General features: G+C 71.2%; 23 protein-coding genes and 1 riboswitch. Of the genes, 13 read left to right on the top strand and 10 right to left on the bottom strand.

The window, feature by feature from the left end; translation table 11 throughout:
• Positions 1–79 precede the first annotated feature (79 nt).
• Positions 80–218, bottom strand: a riboswitch (cobalamin riboswitch).
• Between the two features lie 187 nt (positions 219–405).
• The gene (locus MQN93_RS29430) at positions 406–705 is read left to right on the top strand and encodes a DUF397 domain-containing protein (RefSeq protein WP_308404435.1); all 300 of its coding nucleotides are present in this window, start codon (positions 406–408) and stop codon (positions 703–705) included.
• A gap of 114 nt (positions 706–819) precedes the next feature.
• The gene (locus tag MQN93_RS29425; RefSeq protein ID WP_242711932.1) at positions 820–993 is read left to right on the top strand and encodes a hypothetical protein; all 174 of its coding nucleotides are present in this window, start codon (positions 820–822) and stop codon (positions 991–993) included.
• Here the strand turns inward: MQN93_RS29425 and MQN93_RS29420 are convergent.
• The 5 genes from MQN93_RS29420 to MQN93_RS29400 form a co-directional block, all read right to left on the bottom strand.
• Positions 971–1,498 (bottom strand): hypothetical protein, encoded by a 528-nt coding sequence (locus tag MQN93_RS29420; RefSeq protein WP_242711931.1) that lies wholly within the window; start codon positions 1,496–1,498, stop codon positions 971–973. The two genes, MQN93_RS29425 and MQN93_RS29420, sit on opposite strands and share 23 nt — an antisense overlap.
• A gap of 67 nt (positions 1,499–1,565) precedes the next feature.
• Complete coding sequence (locus tag MQN93_RS29415; protein ID WP_242711930.1) at positions 1,566–2,423, bottom strand: helix-turn-helix domain-containing protein; 858 nt, start codon at positions 2,421–2,423, stop codon at positions 1,566–1,568.
• Positions 2,424–2,643: 220 nt separating this feature from the next.
• Positions 2,644–2,865, bottom strand: a complete 222-nt coding sequence (locus MQN93_RS29410) for a hypothetical protein (RefSeq protein WP_242711929.1) — start codon at positions 2,863–2,865, stop codon at positions 2,644–2,646.
• A 40-nt stretch (positions 2,866–2,905) separates the two neighbouring features.
• On the bottom strand, positions 2,906–4,153 hold the full coding sequence (locus MQN93_RS29405; RefSeq protein ID WP_242711928.1) for an inorganic phosphate transporter: 1,248 nt from the start codon (positions 4,151–4,153) through the stop codon (positions 2,906–2,908).
• Between the two features lie 162 nt (positions 4,154–4,315).
• A complete protein-coding gene (locus MQN93_RS29400; RefSeq protein WP_242711927.1) occupies positions 4,316–5,065 on the bottom strand; it encodes a lysozyme in 750 nt (249 codons plus the stop codon).
• Between the two features lie 196 nt (positions 5,066–5,261).
• On the opposite strand from MQN93_RS29400, the gene MQN93_RS29395 reads away from it, so the two are divergent.
• The 6 genes from MQN93_RS29395 (at position 5,262) to MQN93_RS29370 (ending at position 12,140) form a co-directional block, all read left to right on the top strand.
• Entirely contained in the window at positions 5,262–6,026 is a 765-nt protein-coding gene (locus tag MQN93_RS29395) for a class II aldolase/adducin family protein (protein WP_242711926.1), read from the top strand.
• Between the two features lie 122 nt (positions 6,027–6,148).
• Complete coding sequence (locus MQN93_RS29390) at positions 6,149–7,267, top strand: alpha/beta hydrolase (RefSeq protein WP_242711925.1); 1,119 nt, start codon at positions 6,149–6,151, stop codon at positions 7,265–7,267.
• A gap of 342 nt (positions 7,268–7,609) precedes the next feature.
• Positions 7,610–8,860 carry a hypothetical protein gene (locus MQN93_RS29385; protein ID WP_016436245.1) on the top strand — a complete coding sequence of 417 codons (1,251 nt, stop codon included), beginning with the start codon at positions 7,610–7,612 and terminating at the stop codon, positions 8,858–8,860.
• Positions 8,861–9,066: 206 nt separating this feature from the next.
• The gene (locus tag MQN93_RS29380; protein ID WP_242711924.1) at positions 9,067–10,665 is read left to right on the top strand and encodes an ABC-F family ATP-binding cassette domain-containing protein; all 1,599 of its coding nucleotides are present in this window, start codon (positions 9,067–9,069) and stop codon (positions 10,663–10,665) included.
• A 335-nt stretch (positions 10,666–11,000) separates the two neighbouring features.
• Complete coding sequence (locus MQN93_RS29375; protein WP_019758351.1) at positions 11,001–11,219, top strand: helix-turn-helix domain-containing protein; 219 nt, start codon at positions 11,001–11,003, stop codon at positions 11,217–11,219.
• A 117-nt stretch (positions 11,220–11,336) separates the two neighbouring features.
• Positions 11,337–12,140 carry an enoyl-CoA hydratase/isomerase family protein gene (locus tag MQN93_RS29370; protein WP_016436247.1) on the top strand — a complete coding sequence of 268 codons (804 nt, stop codon included), beginning with the start codon at positions 11,337–11,339 and terminating at the stop codon, positions 12,138–12,140.
• Between the two features lie 4 nt (positions 12,141–12,144).
• Here the strand turns inward: MQN93_RS29370 and MQN93_RS29365 are convergent, their stop codons facing one another.
• Entirely contained in the window at positions 12,145–12,855 is a 711-nt protein-coding gene (locus MQN93_RS29365; protein WP_016436248.1) for a hypothetical protein, read from the bottom strand.
• 87 nt (positions 12,856–12,942) lie between these two features.
• On the opposite strand from MQN93_RS29365, the gene MQN93_RS29360 reads away from it, so the two are divergent.
• From MQN93_RS29360 to amaP, 5 genes are read left to right on the top strand one after another with little or no spacing between them, the layout of a single operon-like run.
• On the top strand, positions 12,943–13,437 hold the full coding sequence (locus MQN93_RS29360; protein ID WP_016436249.1) for an Asp23/Gls24 family envelope stress response protein: 495 nt from the start codon (positions 12,943–12,945) through the stop codon (positions 13,435–13,437).
• 43 nt (positions 13,438–13,480) lie between these two features.
• Positions 13,481–13,666, top strand: a complete 186-nt coding sequence (locus MQN93_RS29355; protein WP_016436250.1) for a hypothetical protein — start codon at positions 13,481–13,483, stop codon at positions 13,664–13,666.
• On the top strand, positions 13,663–14,046 hold the full coding sequence (locus MQN93_RS29350; RefSeq protein ID WP_037782681.1) for an Asp23/Gls24 family envelope stress response protein: 384 nt from the start codon (positions 13,663–13,665) through the stop codon (positions 14,044–14,046). The genes MQN93_RS29355 and MQN93_RS29350 overlap by 4 nt, the downstream gene beginning before the upstream one ends.
• The gene (locus tag MQN93_RS29345; RefSeq protein WP_016436252.1) at positions 14,043–14,699 is read left to right on the top strand and encodes a DUF6286 domain-containing protein; all 657 of its coding nucleotides are present in this window, start codon (positions 14,043–14,045) and stop codon (positions 14,697–14,699) included. The genes MQN93_RS29350 and MQN93_RS29345 overlap by 4 nt, the downstream gene beginning before the upstream one ends.
• Positions 14,696–15,283 (top strand): alkaline shock response membrane anchor protein AmaP, encoded by a 588-nt coding sequence (amaP, locus tag MQN93_RS29340; protein WP_016436253.1) that lies wholly within the window; start codon positions 14,696–14,698, stop codon positions 15,281–15,283. Before MQN93_RS29345 ends, amaP begins: the two co-directional genes overlap by 4 nt.
• A 117-nt stretch (positions 15,284–15,400) precedes the next feature.
• Here the strand turns inward: amaP and MQN93_RS29335 are convergent, their stop codons facing one another.
• The 4 genes from MQN93_RS29335 to MQN93_RS29320 all read right to left on the bottom strand — a co-directional run bounded on the left by MQN93_RS29335 (position 15,401) and on the right by MQN93_RS29320 (position 19,104).
• The gene (locus MQN93_RS29335) at positions 15,401–16,156 is read right to left on the bottom strand and encodes an SDR family oxidoreductase (RefSeq protein ID WP_016436254.1); all 756 of its coding nucleotides are present in this window, start codon (positions 16,154–16,156) and stop codon (positions 15,401–15,403) included.
• Positions 16,157–16,160: 4 nt separating this feature from the next.
• On the bottom strand, positions 16,161–17,948 hold the full coding sequence (locus tag MQN93_RS29330; RefSeq protein ID WP_242711923.1) for a glycoside hydrolase family 15 protein: 1,788 nt from the start codon (positions 17,946–17,948) through the stop codon (positions 16,161–16,163).
• 81 nt (positions 17,949–18,029) lie between these two features.
• Positions 18,030–18,821: an SURF1 family cytochrome oxidase biogenesis protein gene (locus MQN93_RS29325; protein WP_242711922.1), complete on the bottom strand. Its 792-nt coding sequence runs from the start codon at positions 18,819–18,821 to the stop codon at positions 18,030–18,032.
• A 49-nt stretch (positions 18,822–18,870) separates the two neighbouring features.
• Positions 18,871–19,104 carry a metallothionein gene (locus MQN93_RS29320; RefSeq protein WP_016436257.1) on the bottom strand — a complete coding sequence of 78 codons (234 nt, stop codon included), beginning with the start codon at positions 19,102–19,104 and terminating at the stop codon, positions 18,871–18,873.
• Between the last annotated feature and the right edge of the window lie 34 nt (positions 19,105–19,138).

Raw genomic sequence — 19,138 nt, 5'->3', positions numbered from 1 at the left:
CCGGGGGCGCACCCCGGAGGTCCTCAACTGGCAGCCGCGCATGGCGATATGTCCTCACTCAGGGTGTCCACGCCCTGGTTCGACGAGACCGGCGGTGAGAGTTCCTGGCTCCCGGGGCTACCTACCCCGGTGACAGTGGCGGGACCGCGCCGGACTTCCACCGGCTTCCTCTCTTGCCGCCGTATTGGCTCCGGCAGTCCACCATGGTGCGCGAATTCCAGTCAACTTGCCGTTGACCTGCGGAGAGGAGTGTGTCAGGACCCACACAGGGGCCGGAATGTCGCTAGGCGACGAATTCAGGCCTTCTTAGACTCGAAGTAACAAAGTGAGAGCGGTCCACGAGTATGTGGTTCCAGGTCGTGACCCCCGCACGGCCGCTCCTGCCGTCCCTCTGGGCGGCATGGCGTGGCGGAGCTATGGTGCGACGACGTGGGCGAACGACGATGGACAGGGTCGGGGGACGTCGGCTCTCTGACGGAGGAGGTCGGCGTGACCCATGCGAAGGGTTCTCCGTGGTTGTGGCGCAAGAGCAGTTACAGCGGTACGAACGGTGAATGTGTCGAAGTGGCCTTCCTCGGAAGCACGGTGGCCGTCCGCGACTCACGGAATCCGAACACAGCGGTGGTGTCGTTGTCCCGCGCATCGTGGCGGGCGTTCTTGGGAATGCTGCGGGCCGGCGGTGCAGTGACCGGCAGAGGGACGTGACCCGGGGGGAAGTGTCAGGTGTTGAACGGCCATCACTCGATCGAGCTGCGGAGCAGGGGGGCTTCGAGCCAGGACGCAGCAGCGGTTTCGGACAGAGCAGCCGCAGTGCCCGTGGTGTTCTTCGCTCTTGCCGGTGTGGTCGCCACCATCGTCGGCGGTGTGGCGTCGCTGCTCGTTCCGGCTTCGGGGCCGCGGGTCGTCATCTGGGTCGCGGTCGCCGCCACGGTGGCGCTGAGCGCGGGAGTGTGGCGGGGGTTCGCCGGCCTCAGGAACGATCACCGACGGTAGGTCCGGATGCGGGCGGTGCGTCGGGCGCGACGGCCCTTCTGTCCTCGGGGATGACCGCGTGGCCCGCTCGGGTCAGCGACGACAGCAGCCGCCCGAGCCGATAGCCCGTCGCCACGACCAGTGTCATGGCCCCGGACAGGACCGGCCCGAGCACCACGGGCGAGGTGACGTGGAACAGGCCGAGCACCGTGGCCAGTCCCGCCAGGAGGATCACCAGCACGACCACACCGCCGGTGCAGTAGATGACGGTCGCCCGCATCAGCCGGATGTGGTCGTCCGTGCGGTGGCGGTCCAGCGTGTCCATCCTGGTGGTCCGGCCCTCGTCGTCGATGGCGTGCTCGACGAGGCCGTTGTAGGTGGGGCCCGGCGCCGGCTGTTCGGTCGACGAACAGGAGCCCGGTGCCGGTTCGGGGGATCCACCACCGGACCCGTCGGCGCCTGCAGTCCCTTCCGCACCAACGGTGCCGCCCGGGACGTTCGTGATGGCTGCCAGAACTCGTCGCAACCACTCTCGCCAAGCGGCCGGCATAGTGTGGCCCCTTCTTCTGCCCCGGACTCCTCGGGTACGGGGATCAGCTGGTGTCGGTGCCTTCCCTGATCTGCTCGATCAGCGAGATGGCCGGTTCACCGCCGATGGCGGTCTCACGCAGGTACTCGAAACATTCCTGGTAGGGCACCACGGCCTCGTGGTCGTCCCGGATCGACTGGTTGCTCGCGTACGTCTCCAGATACAGAACGTCCTCCTCGCCCTCGTAGCCGAGGAGGATGAAGCTGCCGAGGGTCGAGTAGTGGGCGGGCGCGGTGAACGGGAGGACCTTGAGCTCGACCCGTGGCCGTGACGCCATCTCGATCAGGTGCCGGAGCTGGTTGCGCTGCACCATGCCTCCACCGACCTGCCGACGCAGAGCGGCCTCGTCGAGAACGAAGAAGGTCCAGGGAGGAGTGTCGCTGCCGAAGGCCCGCTCCTGGCGTTCCATGCGCAGTTCGACGAGCCTGCGGGCCAGCGGCTGTTCGAGACGAGTGCTCAGCATGGCCATCGCGTAGTCCTCGGTCTGCAGCAGGCCGGGGACGATGACGGGGTGATAGGTGCGGATCGAGGCGGCGGCACTCTCGAACCCCAGGTACTGGTCGTAACCGCGGTCGACGATGGAGCGGAACCCGGCCCACCAGTTCGGCCCTTTCGAACCGCGGGCGGCAGCCTCCAGGTCGGCCTTCAACTCCTCGTCCGCCACGCCGTAGTGCTGCAGCAGCGCTCGCAGATCCGTGACGGACATGCTGACCGTGCCGCCCTCGATCCGGATGAGCTTGGAGACCGACCACTCGAGTGCCTGCGCGACCTGATCTCGGCTCTCTCCCGTGGCTTCACGGAGGCTGCGTAGTTCGAGACGGAGTTTGCGGCGGTTGAGGCTGGGATCGACTTCCCTGGGCATGACCTTGCTCCTCAGTGACCGTCAGGGCCACATATCACGCTGCACAGGGCTGGATGCCATATGGGTAAGTGATGTGTGCGGACGGCCAGTTGGCATTATGACACATGTCACTTTTCCATGGGTAGGGTTGGCCGAGCACCGGCATTCGGCCTTTTGGCACGTCAAAAAGGGGCCGGGTCACTCAAAGGAGTGTCCCGGCCCGACTCGTGGGGCTGTTGTGTCAGGCCACGATCAGCGAGATCCCGTACGCCACCGCCGCCACACACCCCGCGAAGGCCACGTACGCGCCCGTGACCGCGAGGGTCGCCGAGTTGCCCTGGGCTGCCGCGCGCTCGCGGTGCGACAGGCCCATGATGCCGAGGGTGAACAGGGCGACGAGGCCCACGGTGACCGCGAGGCTGACGCCGAAGACGGAGCCCAGAGCTGCCCAGTCGATCTTCATGCTGCTTCTCTTCCTTCAGGCCGGGTCGGGCCGGGTGGGCTCAGACGGTCGCGGCCGGCGGGGTCGCCGACTCGGGGGTGGCGGTCGTGACCGGGGCGGGGACGGTGGCCGTCAGCTCCTCGGTCACCGTGGCCGCGGGCGGCGGGGTCACGGCGGCGATCGCCGTGGTCACCACGCCGGCCGGCTCCTCGGTGTCGTTGACGTTCGTGGCGTCGACGACCTCGCGGCGGGAGAGCTTCCAGATGGCGGCACTGGCGGCGACGAGGAAGACGGCCACCACGGCGGTGCCCCAGTCGCCGAGGTCCGTCACGGACTCCGCGCCGGCGCCGACCACGGCCGCGGCCGGAAGCGTGAGCACCCAGGCGACCAGCATCCGGGTCGCCGTCGACCAGCGGACCACCCCGCCCTTGCGGCCGAGTCCCGCACCCATCACCGAACCGGAGACGACATGCGTGGTGGACAGGGAGAAGCCGAGGTGCGAGGAGGCCAGGATCGCCGTCGCCGCACTGGTCTGGGCGGCGAAGCCCTGCTGCGGCTGGAGCTCGGTCAGGCCCTTGCCCATCGTGCGGATGATGCGCCAGCCGCCGATGTAGGTGCCGAGCGCGATGGCGAGGCCGGCGGAGAGGATGACCCAGGTGGGCGGGTCGGAGTCGGGGGCGACGACACCGCCGGCGACCAGAGCGAGGGTGATGATGCCCATCGTCTTCTGCGCGTCGTTCGTGCCGTGGGCCAGGGAGACCAAACCTGCGGAGGCGATCTGCCCGGCGCGATAGCCCTTCTCGGCGGCCTTGCCGTCGGCCCTGCGGCCGATCCCGTACGACAGCCGGGTGGCGAGCATCGCGGCGAGTCCCGCCACGATCGGGGCGGCGAGCGCCGGCAGGAGCACCTTGGTGACGAGTACGTCGCCGTGCACGGCACCGAAGCCGGCCGAGGCGATGGTGGCGCCGATCAGACCGCCCATCAGGGCGTGCGAGGAGCTGGAAGGGAGTCCCAGCAGCCAGGTCGCGAGGTTCCAGAGGATCGCGCCGACCAGCGCCGCGAATATGACCTCGGGACGTATGCCGGTCTCGTCGACGAGACCCTTGGAGATCGTGTTGGCGACCTCCACCGAGAGGAAGGCGCCGACAAGGTTCAGCACGGCGGACATGGCCACCGCGACCTTGGGCTTGAGTGCGCCGGTCGAGATGGTGGTGGCCATCGCGTTGGCGGTGTCGTGGAAACCGTTCGTGAAATCAAACGCGAGTGCGGTGACGACCACAATCGCGAGGATCAGCGAGAAGTTTTCCATTTACCCAGGCAATCGTTCGAGGTCATCGGTCGGTTGACCGTAGGCAACCTGGGTGAACGGCAAGTGAACTGGGAGGGGCGTGGGGGTGACCAGGTGAGGAGGCCGCCGCTCCGCCCGGTTCCGGCGGCCTCCGGTCCCCTGGTGCCCCTTGATGTTCCTCGGCTAGCGGCCCCTGGCGAATCGCTTCAGCTGGGTGCTGGAACCGTTGAAGAGATTCTGGTCACCCGGCAGGCTGCCGCTGTTGTCGTACTGCCAGAAGGTCCAGAACGACCATCCGGCGGGCAGCGCTCCCGCACTGGCCGAGTTGTGGCGGGCCAGCCACAGCGCGTGGTTCGAGGCGAACGCGCGGCTCTTGCCGGTGCAGGTGTTCCACCAGTGGGTGGTCGTGTAGATCACCGGGTGGCGGCCGGTGCGCCGGTAGACCTCGTTGCTGAACGATCTGATCCAGCCGACCATGCTCGCGTGGCTGAGGCCGTAGCACTTGTGCTTCTTGTCGTACGGGTTGTATTCGATGTCGAGCGCCGGCGGCAGCGTCCAGCCGTCCGCACTCCACCGGCCGCCGTTGCGTACGAAGTACGCCGCCTGGGACTTGCCGGACGACTTGTTCGGCAGTGCGAAGTGGTAGGCGCCGCGGATGATGCCGGCGTTGCGGGCGCCGCTGTACTGCTTGCCGAAGTACGGGTTGCGGTACGTCGTGGACTCGGTCGCCTTGATGTAGACGAACCTGGCGCCCTTGGCCTTCGCGCGCGACCAGTTGACGTTCTTCTGGTGCGAGGAGACGTCGTGTCCCTTCGGAAGGCCGGCCGCCGAGGCCGGAAGCTCGGCGAGGAGGGCCCCGCCGGTGGTGAGTGCCGCCACGGAGGCCGCGATCACGCAGGTGCGGCGGCGGAACGGTTTGCGATCACGAGCCATGTTTCCCCCCGGAATGGCGACGTGCACGACAAATCAACCGGAGGCTACTGGAAGATCGCCGAATGTTCGGCGATCCCAGGCCAAGCAGGGCGACAAGGTGATTTGTCCGCATACGCACACTTTCGGAAGCTCGGCTTCCGTCCTAAAGTGCCCCCGCCCGGCGGCGGGTTGCGGACGCCCCTGGCAGGATCGCGGCATGGGTGAGCAGCGGCGGGATCAGGGGGACGGGCGGGACGCCCGGGAGAGTGCACGGCGTGTGCCGGAGGCGTGGGGGAGGGGTGTGCTCCCCGAGGAGGCGCATGCCTGGGAGGCTCTCGTCGCCACGGCCCGCCGCACGGTGTCCGAGGGACTGGTCGTCGGCACGTCCGGCAATGTCTCCGTCCGGGTGGGCGACACGGTGCTGGTCACGCCCTCGGGCGTGCCCTACGACCGGCTCGCGCCGGACGACGTGACCGGCGTGGACCTCGACGGCCGGCAGGTGCTCGGCACCCTGGTCCCGACCAGCGAGCTGCCCATGCATCTCGCCGTGTACCGCACCACCGACGCCGCCGCCGTCGTGCACACGCACGCCGTGCACGCGACCGCCGTCTCGACGCTCGTCCCCGAGCTCCCGACGATCCACTACATGGCGGCCGCCCTCGGCGGACCCGTCCGAGTCGCCCCGTATGCGACATACGGCACCGACGAGTTGGCCGAGAACATGCTCCGCGCCCTCGCCGACCGCACCGGCTGCCTGCTCCAGAACCACGGCACGGTCACCTACGGCGCCACCCTGGACCAGGCCTACGACCGGACGGCCCAACTCGAGTGGATGTGCCGCCTCTGGCTGACCGCATCCTCCGTCCCGGGCCTGTCCCCGACCCTCCTCTCCAACGAACAGGTGGCAGAGGTGGGGGAGAAGTTGCGGGGGTACGGGCAGCGGGGTGAGCGTGCGGCGGGCGCCGGGTCGCCGCAGGAGTGACGCATCCGGCGTCGCGGGGTACCCGAAGTGCCGTGACCACACCACACCTTCGGCGGCAACCCGCATCACCCCGTCCCTTCCTCCCGCTGGCCGGTCACCCGGTCCGCCGGGACACTGGAGGGGTGCGCACTGTCAAAGCGACGGCCGCGGCCGTCACCGTAGCCCTGGCGGCCGGCGCCGCGAGCGTGGCCGCCGGCCGGTTCGCGAGCGACGCGGCGCTGAAGGCGCCCCCCGGCCGCCCCCTGCCCTCCGAGCCCAGGCTCACCGTGCACGCCACGGCCGCCGGGCAGATCGCGCTCACCCGCCATCTGGCGGCGCTGCGCCCGGGCACGTACGGCCTCGCGGGCGACGGCACCCACGCGGTCGTCGGGCCGGTGCTCGAGACGGCCACGCACTCCGCCGACACCGTCGTGCGCCGCCTGGAACGGGTCACCCGCGGCACGCCGGAGCCGGGCGACAAGGTGCGGCTGACCCCGAACGTGCACATCGGCGACCCGCGTTCGGCCCTCTCCCTCGACTACACCGACGTCGACATCCCCGGCGAACTCGGCTCCCTGCCCGCGTGGTTCGTGCCCGGTGTCCGCGACACCTGGGTGATCACGGTGCACGGCCTGGGCGCCACCCGTGAACACCCCCTGAACGTCATGGAGTTCCTGCACCGCCAGCGCTTCCCGGTGCTCGACCTGGCCTACCGCGGCGACCGCGGCGCACCCCGCTCCCCGGACGGCCTCAACCACCTCGGCGAGACCGAGTGGCGCGACGTGGACGCGGCGATCCGGTACACCGTGGACAACGGCGCCCGGCAGGTGGTCCTGCACGGCTGGTCCACCGGCGCCACCATGGCCCTGCGCGCCGCCGTCCTCTCCGCCCTGCGCGAGCGCGTCTCGGGGCTGGTCCTCGACTCCCCGGTCCTCAGCTGGCCCACGACGCTGCGCGCCCTCGCGTCGGCCCGCCGCACCCCGGGCGCCCTGCTGCCGCTCGCCGTGCGGGCCGCCCAGGGGCGCACGGGCCTGGAGCGCGACCGCACCGCCGAGGCGGCCCGGCTCACCGTGCCGACGATGATCTTCCACGGTCCGGACGACACCCTGGCCCCCTGGGAGCACTCCCGCCGGCTCGCGCACGCCCGCCCCAACCTGATCGCCCTGCACACCGTCCCCGAGGCCCCGCACGCGGCAATGTGGAACGCCGACCCGGAGGCATACGAAGAGGCCCTGCGCCGCTTCCTCACCCCGCTCATGTGATCCGCCCGGCCGCCCTCCGCGGGGCGGCCGAACGAGGTCCGGCCGTACAGTTCATACGATTCCGTTTAAGGCCGTACCACTGGCCTGTTCCCGGCCCCGAGCCGCCCGCCGGACCCCGTGCGTTGGCCAGTCCCGTCGCCCGCCGTGACATTCCGTTTGGGTTTTCGGACCGTCAACCGGAAGACTGCACCCGTGACGTCCCGTATCCCGCGCGACTCCAGGCTTCGACTCGTCCGCCCGCGACCCCTGGCCGGCGCCCCTTCAGCTGTGAACCAGCGGCGCCCGCGCCGCCCCGCGCCCCACCCCCCGGAGGGCACACCGGCACCCGCGGAGCTGGCCAGAATGGCACGCTCCGGTCTGGCCGCGGCGGCCCGCGTCGCCCGCTGGGCCGACGCCGCGCTCGGCCCGGGCGGGGACGGCGCGACCGCCGACGGCAAGGCCACGCTCTCCGACGCCACCGCCGAACGGGCCGCCGCGGAACTGGGCCTGACCGTGGTTCAGGCGCGCGCCGACTGGGACACCGCCCGCCTCGCCGGTCTCATCGAGGTGCACGGCGACAGCGCCCGCCCCGGCTGGCGGCTGCGGGCCTGGAACCGCGACGACAGCGCCGTGCTGCGCGGCTGGGTCGCCCTGTTCGACGCCTGGTCGCTCGCCCACCCCGAGCCCGCGGACCACGAGCCCGCCGCCGTCGCCGAGGTCGTCTCGGCCATGCCCCAGGTGCTCTCCTTCCTGCAGCTGTCCGCCGGTCCCGTCCCCGTCGCCCAGCTCCTCGACCTGCTGGAGCAGCGCGTCACCGAACTGCGCACCGAGCGCTGCGAGATCCCCTACGGCCCGCAGCCGGAACCGGTGGAGCCGCCGCAGGACGCCGACACCCCGCTCGCCCCGCTCCTCGACTGGGCCCTGCACGCCCTCGCCTCCGTCGGCGCCCTCACCTACGGCGACGGACAGGCCACGCTCACCCCGCTCGGCAGCTGGGCGGTCTGGGTCAAGCTGGAGCAGATCTGCGTGGCCGCGCAGAGCCCCGCGGGGAACATCGAGCAGTCCGCCGAGGACATGCTGCGCGGCTGCGCCCAGCTGCGCCCCAACGCGGCGCGCGCCGAATACCGCGCCTGGCTCGCCGCCCGGCCCGTCAAGAGCGCCGTCACCGAACTCGTCGACGCCGCGCGCGGTGACGACGCACTGCTGCGCGGCCTCGCCTTCGAGGCGCTGCGCGTGGTCGGCGCCCCCGCTGAGCCCGACGTCAGGGCCGTCGTCGAGGAGCCCACTCTGCGGCCGTACGCCCTGCTGTGGCTGGCCGAGCACGACGGCGTGGACCCCGAGGACGCCCATGAGGTGCTCACCCGCGAGGAGGCCACCTGGCTGTGGGTCGACACCGCCGCCGCCGTCGCCGACCACGGCGAGGCCCCGATGCTCGTACGGCATCTGGAGTCGGCCGTGCAGCCGACCGTCCCGCTGCTCCTGGACGAGGTGCGCGCCGTCGGCCACCCCCGCACCGTCCAGGTCCTGGTCGCACTCGCCGCGGCCCACCCCGACCCGGCCCTCGCGAAGGCGGTGCGCCGCGCGGCCTTCCAGGTGCACACCGGCGGGAGCTAGCTCTCAGATCGCGCTCGCGGGCCCGGGGCGTGCGCGGGCTCGGGCGTGCCGTTCGTCACGCCCGGGCGCCCGAACACCCGAACCCAGAAAAACTGGTTGCATCGCCCCGTTAGACTTGGCCCATGGCCATTCTCCTCGCGCATTAGACGGCGGGAACGTCCTCAGCCGCCCACACCCGCCAACCCTGTCTGCCCTGGAGCCTGTCCGTGATCTCCGCCACCGGTATCGAGCTGCGCGCCGGCGCCCGTGTCCTCATCGAGTCCGCCACCTTCCGTGTCGCCAAGGGCGACCGCATCGGCCTGGTCGGCCGCAACGGCGCGGGCAAGACCACCCTGACCAAGTGCCTGGCCGGGGAGGGCATCCCGGCCGGCGGCCAGATCACCCGCTCCGGAGAGGTCGGCTACCTCCCGCAGGACCCCCGCACCGGCGACCTCGACGTCCTCGCCCGCGACCGCATCCTGTCCGCGCGCGGCCTTGACGTGCTGATCCGCAAGATGCGCGACAACGAACAGCGCATCGCCAGCGGCCAGGGCGCCACCCGCGAGAAGGCCCTCAAGCAGTACGAGCGCCAGGAGACGGAGTTCCTCACCAAGGGCGGTTACGCCGCCGAGGCCGAGGCCGCCACGATCGCCGCCGCGCTCAACCTCCCCGACCGGGTGCTGGGCCAGCCGCTGCACACCCTCTCCGGCGGTCAGCGCCGCCGTATCGAGCTGGCCCGCATCCTGTTCTCGGACGCGGACACCCTGCTGCTCGACGAGCCCACGAACCACCTCGACGCCGACTCGATCGTCTGGCTGCGGGACTACCTGAAGACGTACCGCGGCGGCTTCATCGTGATCTCCCACGACGTCGACCTCGTCGAGACGGTCGTCAACAAGGTGTTCCACCTGGACGCCAACCGCGCCCAGATCGACATCTACAACATGGGCTGGAAGCTCTACCAGCAGCAGCGCGAGGCCGACGAGCGCCGCCGCAGGCGCGAGCGGCAGAACGCCGAGAAGAAGGCTGCCGCCCTGCACTCGCAGGCCGACAAGATGCGTGCCAAGGCCACCAAGACGGTCGCCGCGCAGAACATGGCCAAGCGCGCCGACCGGCTGCTCGCGGGCCTGGAGGCGGTGCGCGTCTCCGACAAGGTCGCCAAGCTCCGCTTCCCCGAGCCCGCGCCGTGCGGCAAGACCCCGCTCACCGCCGAGGGCCTGTCGAAGTCGTACGGCTCGCTGGAGATCTTCACCGATGTCGACCTGGCCATCGACAAGGGCTCCAGGGTCGTCATCCTCGGTCTGAACGGCGCGGGCAAGACCACCCTGCTGCGCCTGCTCGCGGGCGTGGAGCAGCCCGACACCGGCATGGTCGCCCCCGGCCACGGCCTCAAGCTCGGCTACTACGCCCAGGAGCACGAGACCCTGGACGCCGACCGCACGGTCCTGGAGAACATGCGCTCGGCCGCCCCCGACATGGACCTCGTCGAGGTCCGCAAGGTGCTCGGCTCGTTCCTGTTCTCCGGCGACGACGTCGACAAGCCGGCGGGTGTGCTCTCCGGCGGCGAGAAGACCCGGCTCGCGCTGGCCACCCTCGTGGTCTCCTCCGCCAACGTCCTGCTCCTGGACGAGCCGACCAACAACCTCGACCCCGCCTCGCGCGAGGAGATCCTCGGCGCGCTGCGCACCTACAAGGGCGCCGTCGTCCTCGTCACCCACGACGAGGGTGCCGTCGAGGCACTGCAGCCGGAGCGGATCATTCTGCTTCCGGACGGCGTCGAGGACCTGTGGGGCGCCGACTACGCGGATCTCGTCGCTCTCGCTTGATCGAATGCGTGATCCACAGCGTATGGATCATTCGGCCCATCGGTGATCCATCATCTGTGTGAGATCTCCTCGTACCGAGGTGTGTCCTACATCGAATTCGCGGCCGAGTCCTTTATCGACAAGGGCTCGGCCGTCGTACGTCGCTGACCTGGCACTTCGGAGAAGAACCCGTTCGGCGGTACGAACGGCATCACGTGGAATTCCGGATTCCCCTTGTGGGGATGCGCTCCTGTCGTCAAATCCCTGTCTTACGGACCTTGCCGAATGGGTGGCCATGAAGGCCCGGAGGGGTGATCATGAGGAGACCAGAGCGCACTTCCCATGAGGAGGCACGGGTGGCCGAGACTCTGAAGAAGGGCAGCCGGGTTACCGGCGCCGCGCGCGACAAGCTCGCGGCAGACCTGAAGAAGAAGTACGACTCCGGTGCGAGCATTCGGGCACTGGCCGAGGAAACCGGCCGCTCGTATGGCTTCGTGCACCGGATGCTCAGCGAGTCGGGCGTCACGCTCCGTGGGCGTGGCGGGGCGACCCGGGGTAAGAAAGCCGCAGGCTGACCCCGGGCGGCCCCTCGGCTTCGATGGTGGCCACCCGGTCGGTCGGACGATCGGCCGGGTGGTTACTGTGCAGTCACTTGAGCATGCTCTGCTGACCGCACACATCGGAGGCACCCCATGGCCACGCCCGCCAAGGACCTCGGTCCGGTACTCGACAAGGACGGCGTACGGCTCACCGTCGACGACGCGATCGCCACGGTGACGCTGACCAACCCGGCCAAGCGCAATGCGCAGAGCCCCGCGATGTGGCGGACGCTCGCCGAGGCCGGGAGGGTCCTGCCGGGGTCGGTCCGTGTCGTGGTGCTGCGCGCCGAGGGCCAGTCCTTCTCGGCCGGCCTCGACCGGCAAATGTTCACGCCCGAGGGAATCGAGGGCGAGCCGACCTTCATCGACCTTGCGCGCAGCAGCGACGGTGAACTCGACGCGAGCATCGCCGAGTTCCAGGACGGCTTCACCTGGTGGCGGCGCAGCGACATCGTGTCCATCGCCGCCGTCCAGGGGCATGCCATCGGAGCGGGCTTTCAGCTTGCCCTCGCCTGCGATCTGCGCGTCGTCGCCGACGATGTGCAGTTCGCCATGCGCGAGACCAGCCTCGGGCTGGTGCCGGACCTGACGGGCACACATCCGCTCGTCGGGCTGGTCGGACAGGCCCGTGCGCTGGAGATCTGTGTGACGGGACGCTTCGTCATGGCCGAGGAGGCCGTCAGCACCGGCCTGGCCAACCTCGCCGTGCCGGCCGACCAGCTCGACGGTGCCGTACAGGATCTGGCGTCGGCGATCCTGGCGGCGCCGCGCGACGCCGTGATCGAGACGAAGGCGCTGATCCGGGGCGCGCAGGGCCGTTCGTACGACGACCAGCGCGCCGCCGAGCGTGCCGCGCAGGCCCGGCGGCTGAGGGACCTGGCCGGCCTCGGCGAGTAGCCGCTCAGCCGACCGCCGTCACCAGCACCGCCACCGTCGGGTGGTCGGACAGTGCGTCCCGGACCGCCGCACGGACCTGCCGGGCCACCTCCGACGGCCGGTGGCCCGGGTCCACGGCGAGCTCCACGCGCGCGTGGCGGTGCGCCAACGCGCCCTCGGTCCGCCGTTCCTCCAGCTGTACGGCCCGGCCCAGACCGCCGGTCAGACGGGCGACCCCGGGGACGGACCGGGCGGCGGCCGCGGCCCGGCTCTCGTCGTCGGATCCGGGCTCGGCGGCGTACGGCGGCTCGGGCTCACGTACGGGCGCGGGTTCCGGGTCCTCGTCCAGCAGGGCCGTCACCCGCAGATCCACCTCCGCCACCCGCAGACCGAGCCGCTCGTCCGCCGTGGCCGCCAGGGTCGTACGCACCAGGGCCGCCGTCGCCGGCAGCGGCGCCGCGGCCGTCGCCGCGAACGTGGCCGTCACCCGCAGTGCTCCGGGTGGCAGCGCGGACGGCGGAGGCGGCACGGCCGGCTCCTGCACGTCGTCCGGGTCGGCGAGAGCGATCCGGAGTCCGTCCAGGCGCACCCCGCGCAACTCCCCGGCCGCGCGCCGCAGCACCGCCTCGGCCGCCTCCTCCGAGATCCACGAGCCGTCACGCGGTCCGCCCAGGGGCAGCAGCCTGCCCAGACCCACCTGATGCCGCACTGCCTGTGCCCACCGTTCCGCCGTCATTCCTCCAGCCTGCCGCATCCCTGGCGCGCGGGACCGCAACCCCACATACCGTGGACCAAGGAGGACGAACCGAAGGGACGTACGGCGATGACCGACATGACGGAGCAGAACCGGACGACGACTCCCGGACTGGGGAAAGAGGCCCCGGACACTCCCGCGACCGCCCGCAGGACCACACGGCGCGGCGGCGGTGACCCGGCGACCCGTGGACGGACGACGATCGCCGACGGAGTCGTCGAGAAGATCGCCGGACTGGCCGCGCGGGACGTGGTCGGCGTACACGCCCTCGGCAGCGGGCTCAGCCGCACCTTCGGAGCCGTGCGCGACCGGGTGCCGGGCGGCTCGAAATCCGTGACGCGGGGCGTGAAGGCCGAGGTCGGCGAGGTGCAGACGGCACTCGACCTGGAGATCGTCGTCGACTACGGCGTCTCGATCTCCGACGTCGCACGTGCCGTGCGCGAGAACGTCGTCGCTGCGGTGGAACGGATGGCGGGCCTGGAGGTCGTCGAGGTCAACATCGCGGTGAGCGATGTCAAGCTGCCCGAGGAAGAGGACGAGGAGCCGGAGCCCCGGATCCAGTGACCCGCCGACGACCGGACAACCGCACCGCTGAGGGGAGCGCACGATGAGCATGGCCGTGGTCGGCATGATCGCCGGCATGGCACTGGGCTTCGCCGGATACTTCGGCGGCTTCGGGGCCTTCCTGCTGGTGGCCGCGCTGGGCGCCATCGGCTTCGTCGTCGGCCGGTTCGTCGAGGGCGACCTGGAGGTCGGCGACTTCTTCCGCACGCGTGACGACCGTCGGCGGTGAGCTCGGTGAGCGACGGCGTCGGTGAGCTGCACAGACCCTCGGCCGTCGTCGAGGCGGCGGAGCGCGGAGCCACCAGGATCGCCGACCGGGTGGTTGCGAAGATCGCCGCCCAGGCGGCCCGCGAGATGCTCACCGACCTGCCCGGGGACGCGGCGGCGCCGCACGCCTCCGTCGTGGTCCACCACCACAGCGCCCACGTCCGCGTCCATGTCGAACTCGGCTATCCCTGCGACATCGGCGGCCGATGCGCGGCTGTGCGTCGACATGTCGCTTTGCGGGTACGCGCGTTGGTGGGCATGGAGGTGCCGGAGGTCGCGGTCCATGTGGAGCGGCTGCATCTGACCCCGGCGCACGGCGCGGCACAGGGGAGGACGCGATGAGCGAGCCCCAGGGCTCCGAGGGCACCACACAGCGGCTGCCGGTCATCGAGAAGGCACCCGGCGACGACCTCGACCGGGGAGCACCGCCCCCACCGGCGGCGGAATCCGCCCGCGAGGGCCGCTTCTGGTCCGCCCGCCGCGTCCCCGCGGCCCTCGTCGCGCTGCTGACCCTCGCCGTCGCGGGCCTCTTCCTCTACGACATCGCCGCCGTGCGCGCCGACCGTCCCGCGATGGACTGGCGCCGCCGACTGGCTCGGCAGCTCGCCGAACGCCCCCTCGACGACACGTGGGTGCTCGTCGGCGCCGGAGTCGCCGCGGCCCTCGGCCTGTGGCTGATCGTGCTCGCCGTCACGCCGGGACTGCGCGGCGTCCTGCCGATGCGGCGCCCCCAGGCCGACGTGCGCGCCGGGCTGCACCGCGAGGCCGCCGCCCTGGTGCTGCGCGACCGGGCCATGGAGGTCGCGGGCGTCCAGTCCGTACGGGTGCGGATGCGCCGCAGGCGGGCCGACGTCGCCGCCGTCTCGCACTTCCGCGAACTGGACGACGTGCACACGGACCTGGACACCACGCTCACCGAGGCGATCGGCGGCCTGGGGCTCGCCCGGCCGCCCGCGCTGACGGTGCATGTGCGGCGTCCCGGACGGAAGGGGTGAGTGCGGTGCTCAGGACCGTCAACCGTGTGCTGATCGGGCTCATCGGACTGGTCCTGCTCGTGCTGGGTGGGTCCGTGCTGGCCGTGGGACTCGGCGTGCGGCCCCCCTCCTGGTGGATCCACGACGGCCGGCACGACGTGCTGCTCAGCGCGGCCGAGCGCACCCGCTGGCGGGACGAGGGCTGGTGGTGGCCGACCGTCCTCGCCGTCCTGGCCGTCGTCGTCCTGCTCGCCCTGTGGTGGCTGACCGCGGTCCTGCGCCGACGCCGCCTCGCCGAGGTCCTGGTGGACACCGGCGACGGCGAGGGCGCTCTGCTGCGGGGCCGCGCCCTGGAAGGCGTCCTCGCGGGCGAGGCCAACCGACTGGAGGGCGTGGCCCACGCCCACGTCCGCCTGACCGGAGCCCGAACCGCCCCCAGGTCCCGCGTACAACTCGAACTGGAACCCCACGTGGACCCGGGCACAGCCCTCCACCACCTCACCACCGAGTCCCTGACCCACGCCCGCAACTCGGCCGGCCTCGCCACCTTCCCCGCAGAAGTACACCTGAAGGCGCTCAAGCACCGCGCAGAGAGGGTCAGTTAAAGGCTTTTAAGGGGCGCGGGGAACTGCGCGATCAACCCGAACGGACCCGCACCCAAAATCCGACCCGTTCTTTCAGGGGCGCGGGGAACTGCGCGATCAACCACCGCCGACCCGCAGTCAGAATCCGTGCCGCATCCCCCCGTCGACGGGCACCATGATCCCGGTCAGATAAGAGGCGGCCGGCGACAGCAGAAATGCCGCCACCCGCCCGAACTCCTCCGGCTGACCGTACCGCCGCAGCGGAATGCGTGACTCGTGAGCAGCCCGCGTCGCCTCCGGATCCGCGGACATCCCGTCCAACTCCCGCACACGATCGGTGTCGATCCGAGCGGGCAGCACACCCACCACCCGGATCCCACGCGGCCCCAACTCGTCCGCGAGCGACTTGGCGAACCCGGCGAGCCCCGGCCGCAGCCCGTTGGAGATGGTCAGCCCCGGAATGGGCTCGTGCACCGACCCGGACAGCACGAACCCGATCACACCCCCGGGCTCCAGCTCCGCGGCAGCCGCTCGCGCCAGCCGTACCGCCCCCAGGAACACCGACTCGAACGCCGACTGCCACTGCTCGTCCGTGTTGTCCGCCACGAACCCGGCGGCGGGCCCACCCACGCTCACGAGAATGCCGTCGAACCCCCCGAACCGCTGCCGCGCCGCCTCGACGAGCCGCGCAGGCGCCTCCGGGTCCGCGTTGTCGACGGCGACCCCGGCCGCGTTCGGCCCCAGCTCGGCCGCCGCGTCGGCGACCCGCTTCTCGTCCCGCCCCGTGACGACCACCTTGGCGCCGTCCGCGACGAGTTCACGCGCGGTGGCGTTGCCGAGGCCGCGCGTGGCCCCGGTGACGACGTACACCCGGTCCTTCAGTCCAAGATCCATGGCCCTATCCTGCCTCGTCGTCCCCGAACAGGGCGAGGGCGGTGTGCACCAGTCCCACGTGACTGAAGGCCTGCGGGAAGTTGCCCAGCTGGCGGCGCTGCACGGGGTCGTACTCCTCGGACAGCAGACCGACGTCGTTGGCGAGGCCCACCAGCCGGTCGAACAGCTCCCGTGCCTCCTTGCCGCGGCCCGTCATGTGCAGCGCGTCGGCGAGCCAGAACGAGCACACCAGGAAGGTGCCCTCGTCTCCGGGCAGCCCGTCGACCGCCGTACGGTCCGTGCTGTAGCGGCGCAGCAGACCGCCCTGGCCCAGCTCCTCGCGGACGGCGTCGATGGTGCCGGTCACCCGGGGGTCGTCGGGCGGCAGAAAGCCGACGCGGGGCATGAGCAGAAGCGCGGCGTCGAGCTCGCGCGAGCCGTAGTACTGCGTGAAGGTGTTCCGCTTCGGGTCGAAGCCCCGCTCGCACACCTCGCGGTGCACCGCGTCCCGCAGCGCGCGCCAGCCCTCCAGGTCGCCGGGCAGCTCCGGGTTCTCCTCCAGGGTGCGCACGGCGCGGTCGACGGCCACCCACACCATGACCTTGGAGTGGACGAACTGGCGCCGGCCGCCGCGCACCTCCCACAGCCCCTCGTCGGGCTGCCGCCAGGCCGCGCGCAGCCACTCGATCAGGGAGGCCTGGATGTTCCACATGTGCGGTTTGGCGGGCAGGCCGGCACGGCGGGCCAGATACAGCGAGTCCATGACCTCGCCGTACACGTCCAACTGCAGCTGGTCGACGGCCGCGTTCCCGATGCGCACCGGTCTTGACCCCGCGAAGCCGGCCAGCCACGGCAGCTCGCACTCCGGCAGCCGGCGCTCGCCCGCCAGGCCGTACATGATCTGCAGGTCGGCCGGGTCGCCCGCGACCGCGCGCAGCAGCCAGTCGCGCCAAGCCTCCGCCTCCTCCCGGTAGCCCGCCGACAGACCCACGTTCAGGGTGAGGGTGGAGTCGCGCAGCCAGCAGTAGCGGTAGTCCCAGTTGCGCACGCCGCCCGGTTCCTCGGGGAGCGAGGTGGTGGGGGCGGCCACGATTCCGCCGGTCGGCCGGTAGGTGAGGGCCTTCAGCGTGATCAGGGAGCGGACGACGGCGTCGCGGTAGGGGCCGCGGTAGTGGCATCGCCGGGCCCACTTCTGCCAGTCGTGGACGCTGGAGTGCAGGGCCTTGTGCGGGTCGACGGCCTTCGGGCGTGCCTCGTGCGAGGGGTGCCAGGTGAGGACGAACGCGACCTTCTCGCCCTCCTCGACCGTGAACTCCGCGTGCGTGCCGAAGTCCTTTCCCCAGGTGCGCACTTCGGGCTCGCTGCGCAGCCACACCGAGTCCGGGCCCGCGACGGCCACCCGCTGCCCGCCGGACTTGCGCACCCAGGGCACGATCGAGCCGTAGTCGAAGCGGATCTTCAGAGTGCTGTGCATCGTGACCCGGCCGCGCAGGCCTTCCACGACGCGTACGAGGTCGGGGGCGCGGTCGCGCTGCGGCATCAGGTCGGTGACGCGCACCGCGCCCTCGCCGGTCTCCCACTCGGTGTCCAGGACGAGCGTGTCGGGCCGGTAGGCGCGGCGGGTGCAGGGGCCCTCGACGCCCTTCGGGGCGATACGCCAGTACCCGTTCTCCTCGTCGCCGAGCAGCCGGGCGAAGCAGGCCGCCGAGTCGAACCGGGGCAGGCACAGCCAGTCGACGGAGCCGTCGCGGCCGATCAGGGCGGCGGTCTGTTCGTCGCCGATGAGCGCGTAGTCCTCGATGCGGGGGTGCACGCAGTTGCGAGTTCCCGGACGTCCTTCGGGACAATCAGGGGCGGGGCCGGGGGAGTGACGGCACGCACGCGTGCCGCCCGCTCAGACGGCTGCCGGTTCCGTCTCCGTGGCCTGCTCCTTGGCCGCCGCCTCCGTGCGGTCGCGGCGCTCCCGCCGGACCAGGACCCACCAGCCCACCGGTACGGCGGCGGCGAACAGCCACCACTGGATCATGTACGCATAGTTCAGCGGGGCGTCCTCGCTGCCGGGGTCGGAGATCTGCTCCGGGCTGTCGCCCTTCGACTCCGGCGCCGTCTGCTCGATGTAGCCGCCGAGCACGGTGGCGTGCAGGCGGCGGGCCTGCTCCTCGCTGTTGATCAGCATGATCTGCCGGTCCGGCAGCCCCTTGAGCTCCTTGATGCCGCTCGCCGCGGTCGTCTCGTCGGCCTTCAGCCGGCCCTTGATGGTGACCTTGCCGGCGGGCGGCGGGGGGACCTTCGGGAACGAGGTCTGCGCACCGTTCGCCGGGATCCAGCCGCGGTTGACCAGCACGACCTTGCCGTCCGTGAGGACGAGCGGGGTCAGGACGTGGAAGCCGACCTCGTCGTCGGAGTTGGTGCGGCGCCGGACGACGACCTGACGGTCGGTGTCGAAGGTGCCCGTCGCGGTGACGGTGCGGTACTTCTCGGAGCTGGTGACCGCATGTCCGGGCGAGGTGAGCCGCTCCACGGGTACCGGCTTGGCGTGCAGCGCCGCGGAGACGAGGTCGTTGCGGGCGGTGCGCATCTCGTAGCGGTGCTTCTGCCAGATGCCCAGCCTGATCATCGTGGGGATCAGCACGAGGGCGACGAGGGTGAGGATCACCCACTGCCGGGACAACAGGAAGCGGTACACCCCACGACCGTACAACTCGGTCGTGGGGTGCAATCAGGCGGGTAGCGGGTTACACCTTGTCGACGATCCCCGCCTTGCCCTCCGCGCGGGCGCAGTGCGCGCCGCAGTACCACTGCCCGTCGACCTCCACGCCCTGGCCGATGATCTGCACACGGCAGTGCTCGCACACGGGTGCCATGCGGTGGATCGCACAGGAGAAGCAGTCGAAGACGTGCACCGCGCCCTGCGCATGCACCTCGAAGGACATTCCGTAGTCATTGCCACATACTTCACAGGTCGCCATGCGCCACAGGGTGAGCCCTCACCGGGGTGCGGGC

This window comes from Streptomyces spinosisporus, from assembly GCF_022698145.1.
GTDB lineage: Bacteria > Actinomycetota > Actinomycetes > Streptomycetales > Streptomycetaceae > Streptomyces > Streptomyces spinosisporus.
The sequence above is the reverse complement of the archived record's forward strand: the minus strand, read 5'-3'. Positions and strand labels throughout refer to the sequence as shown.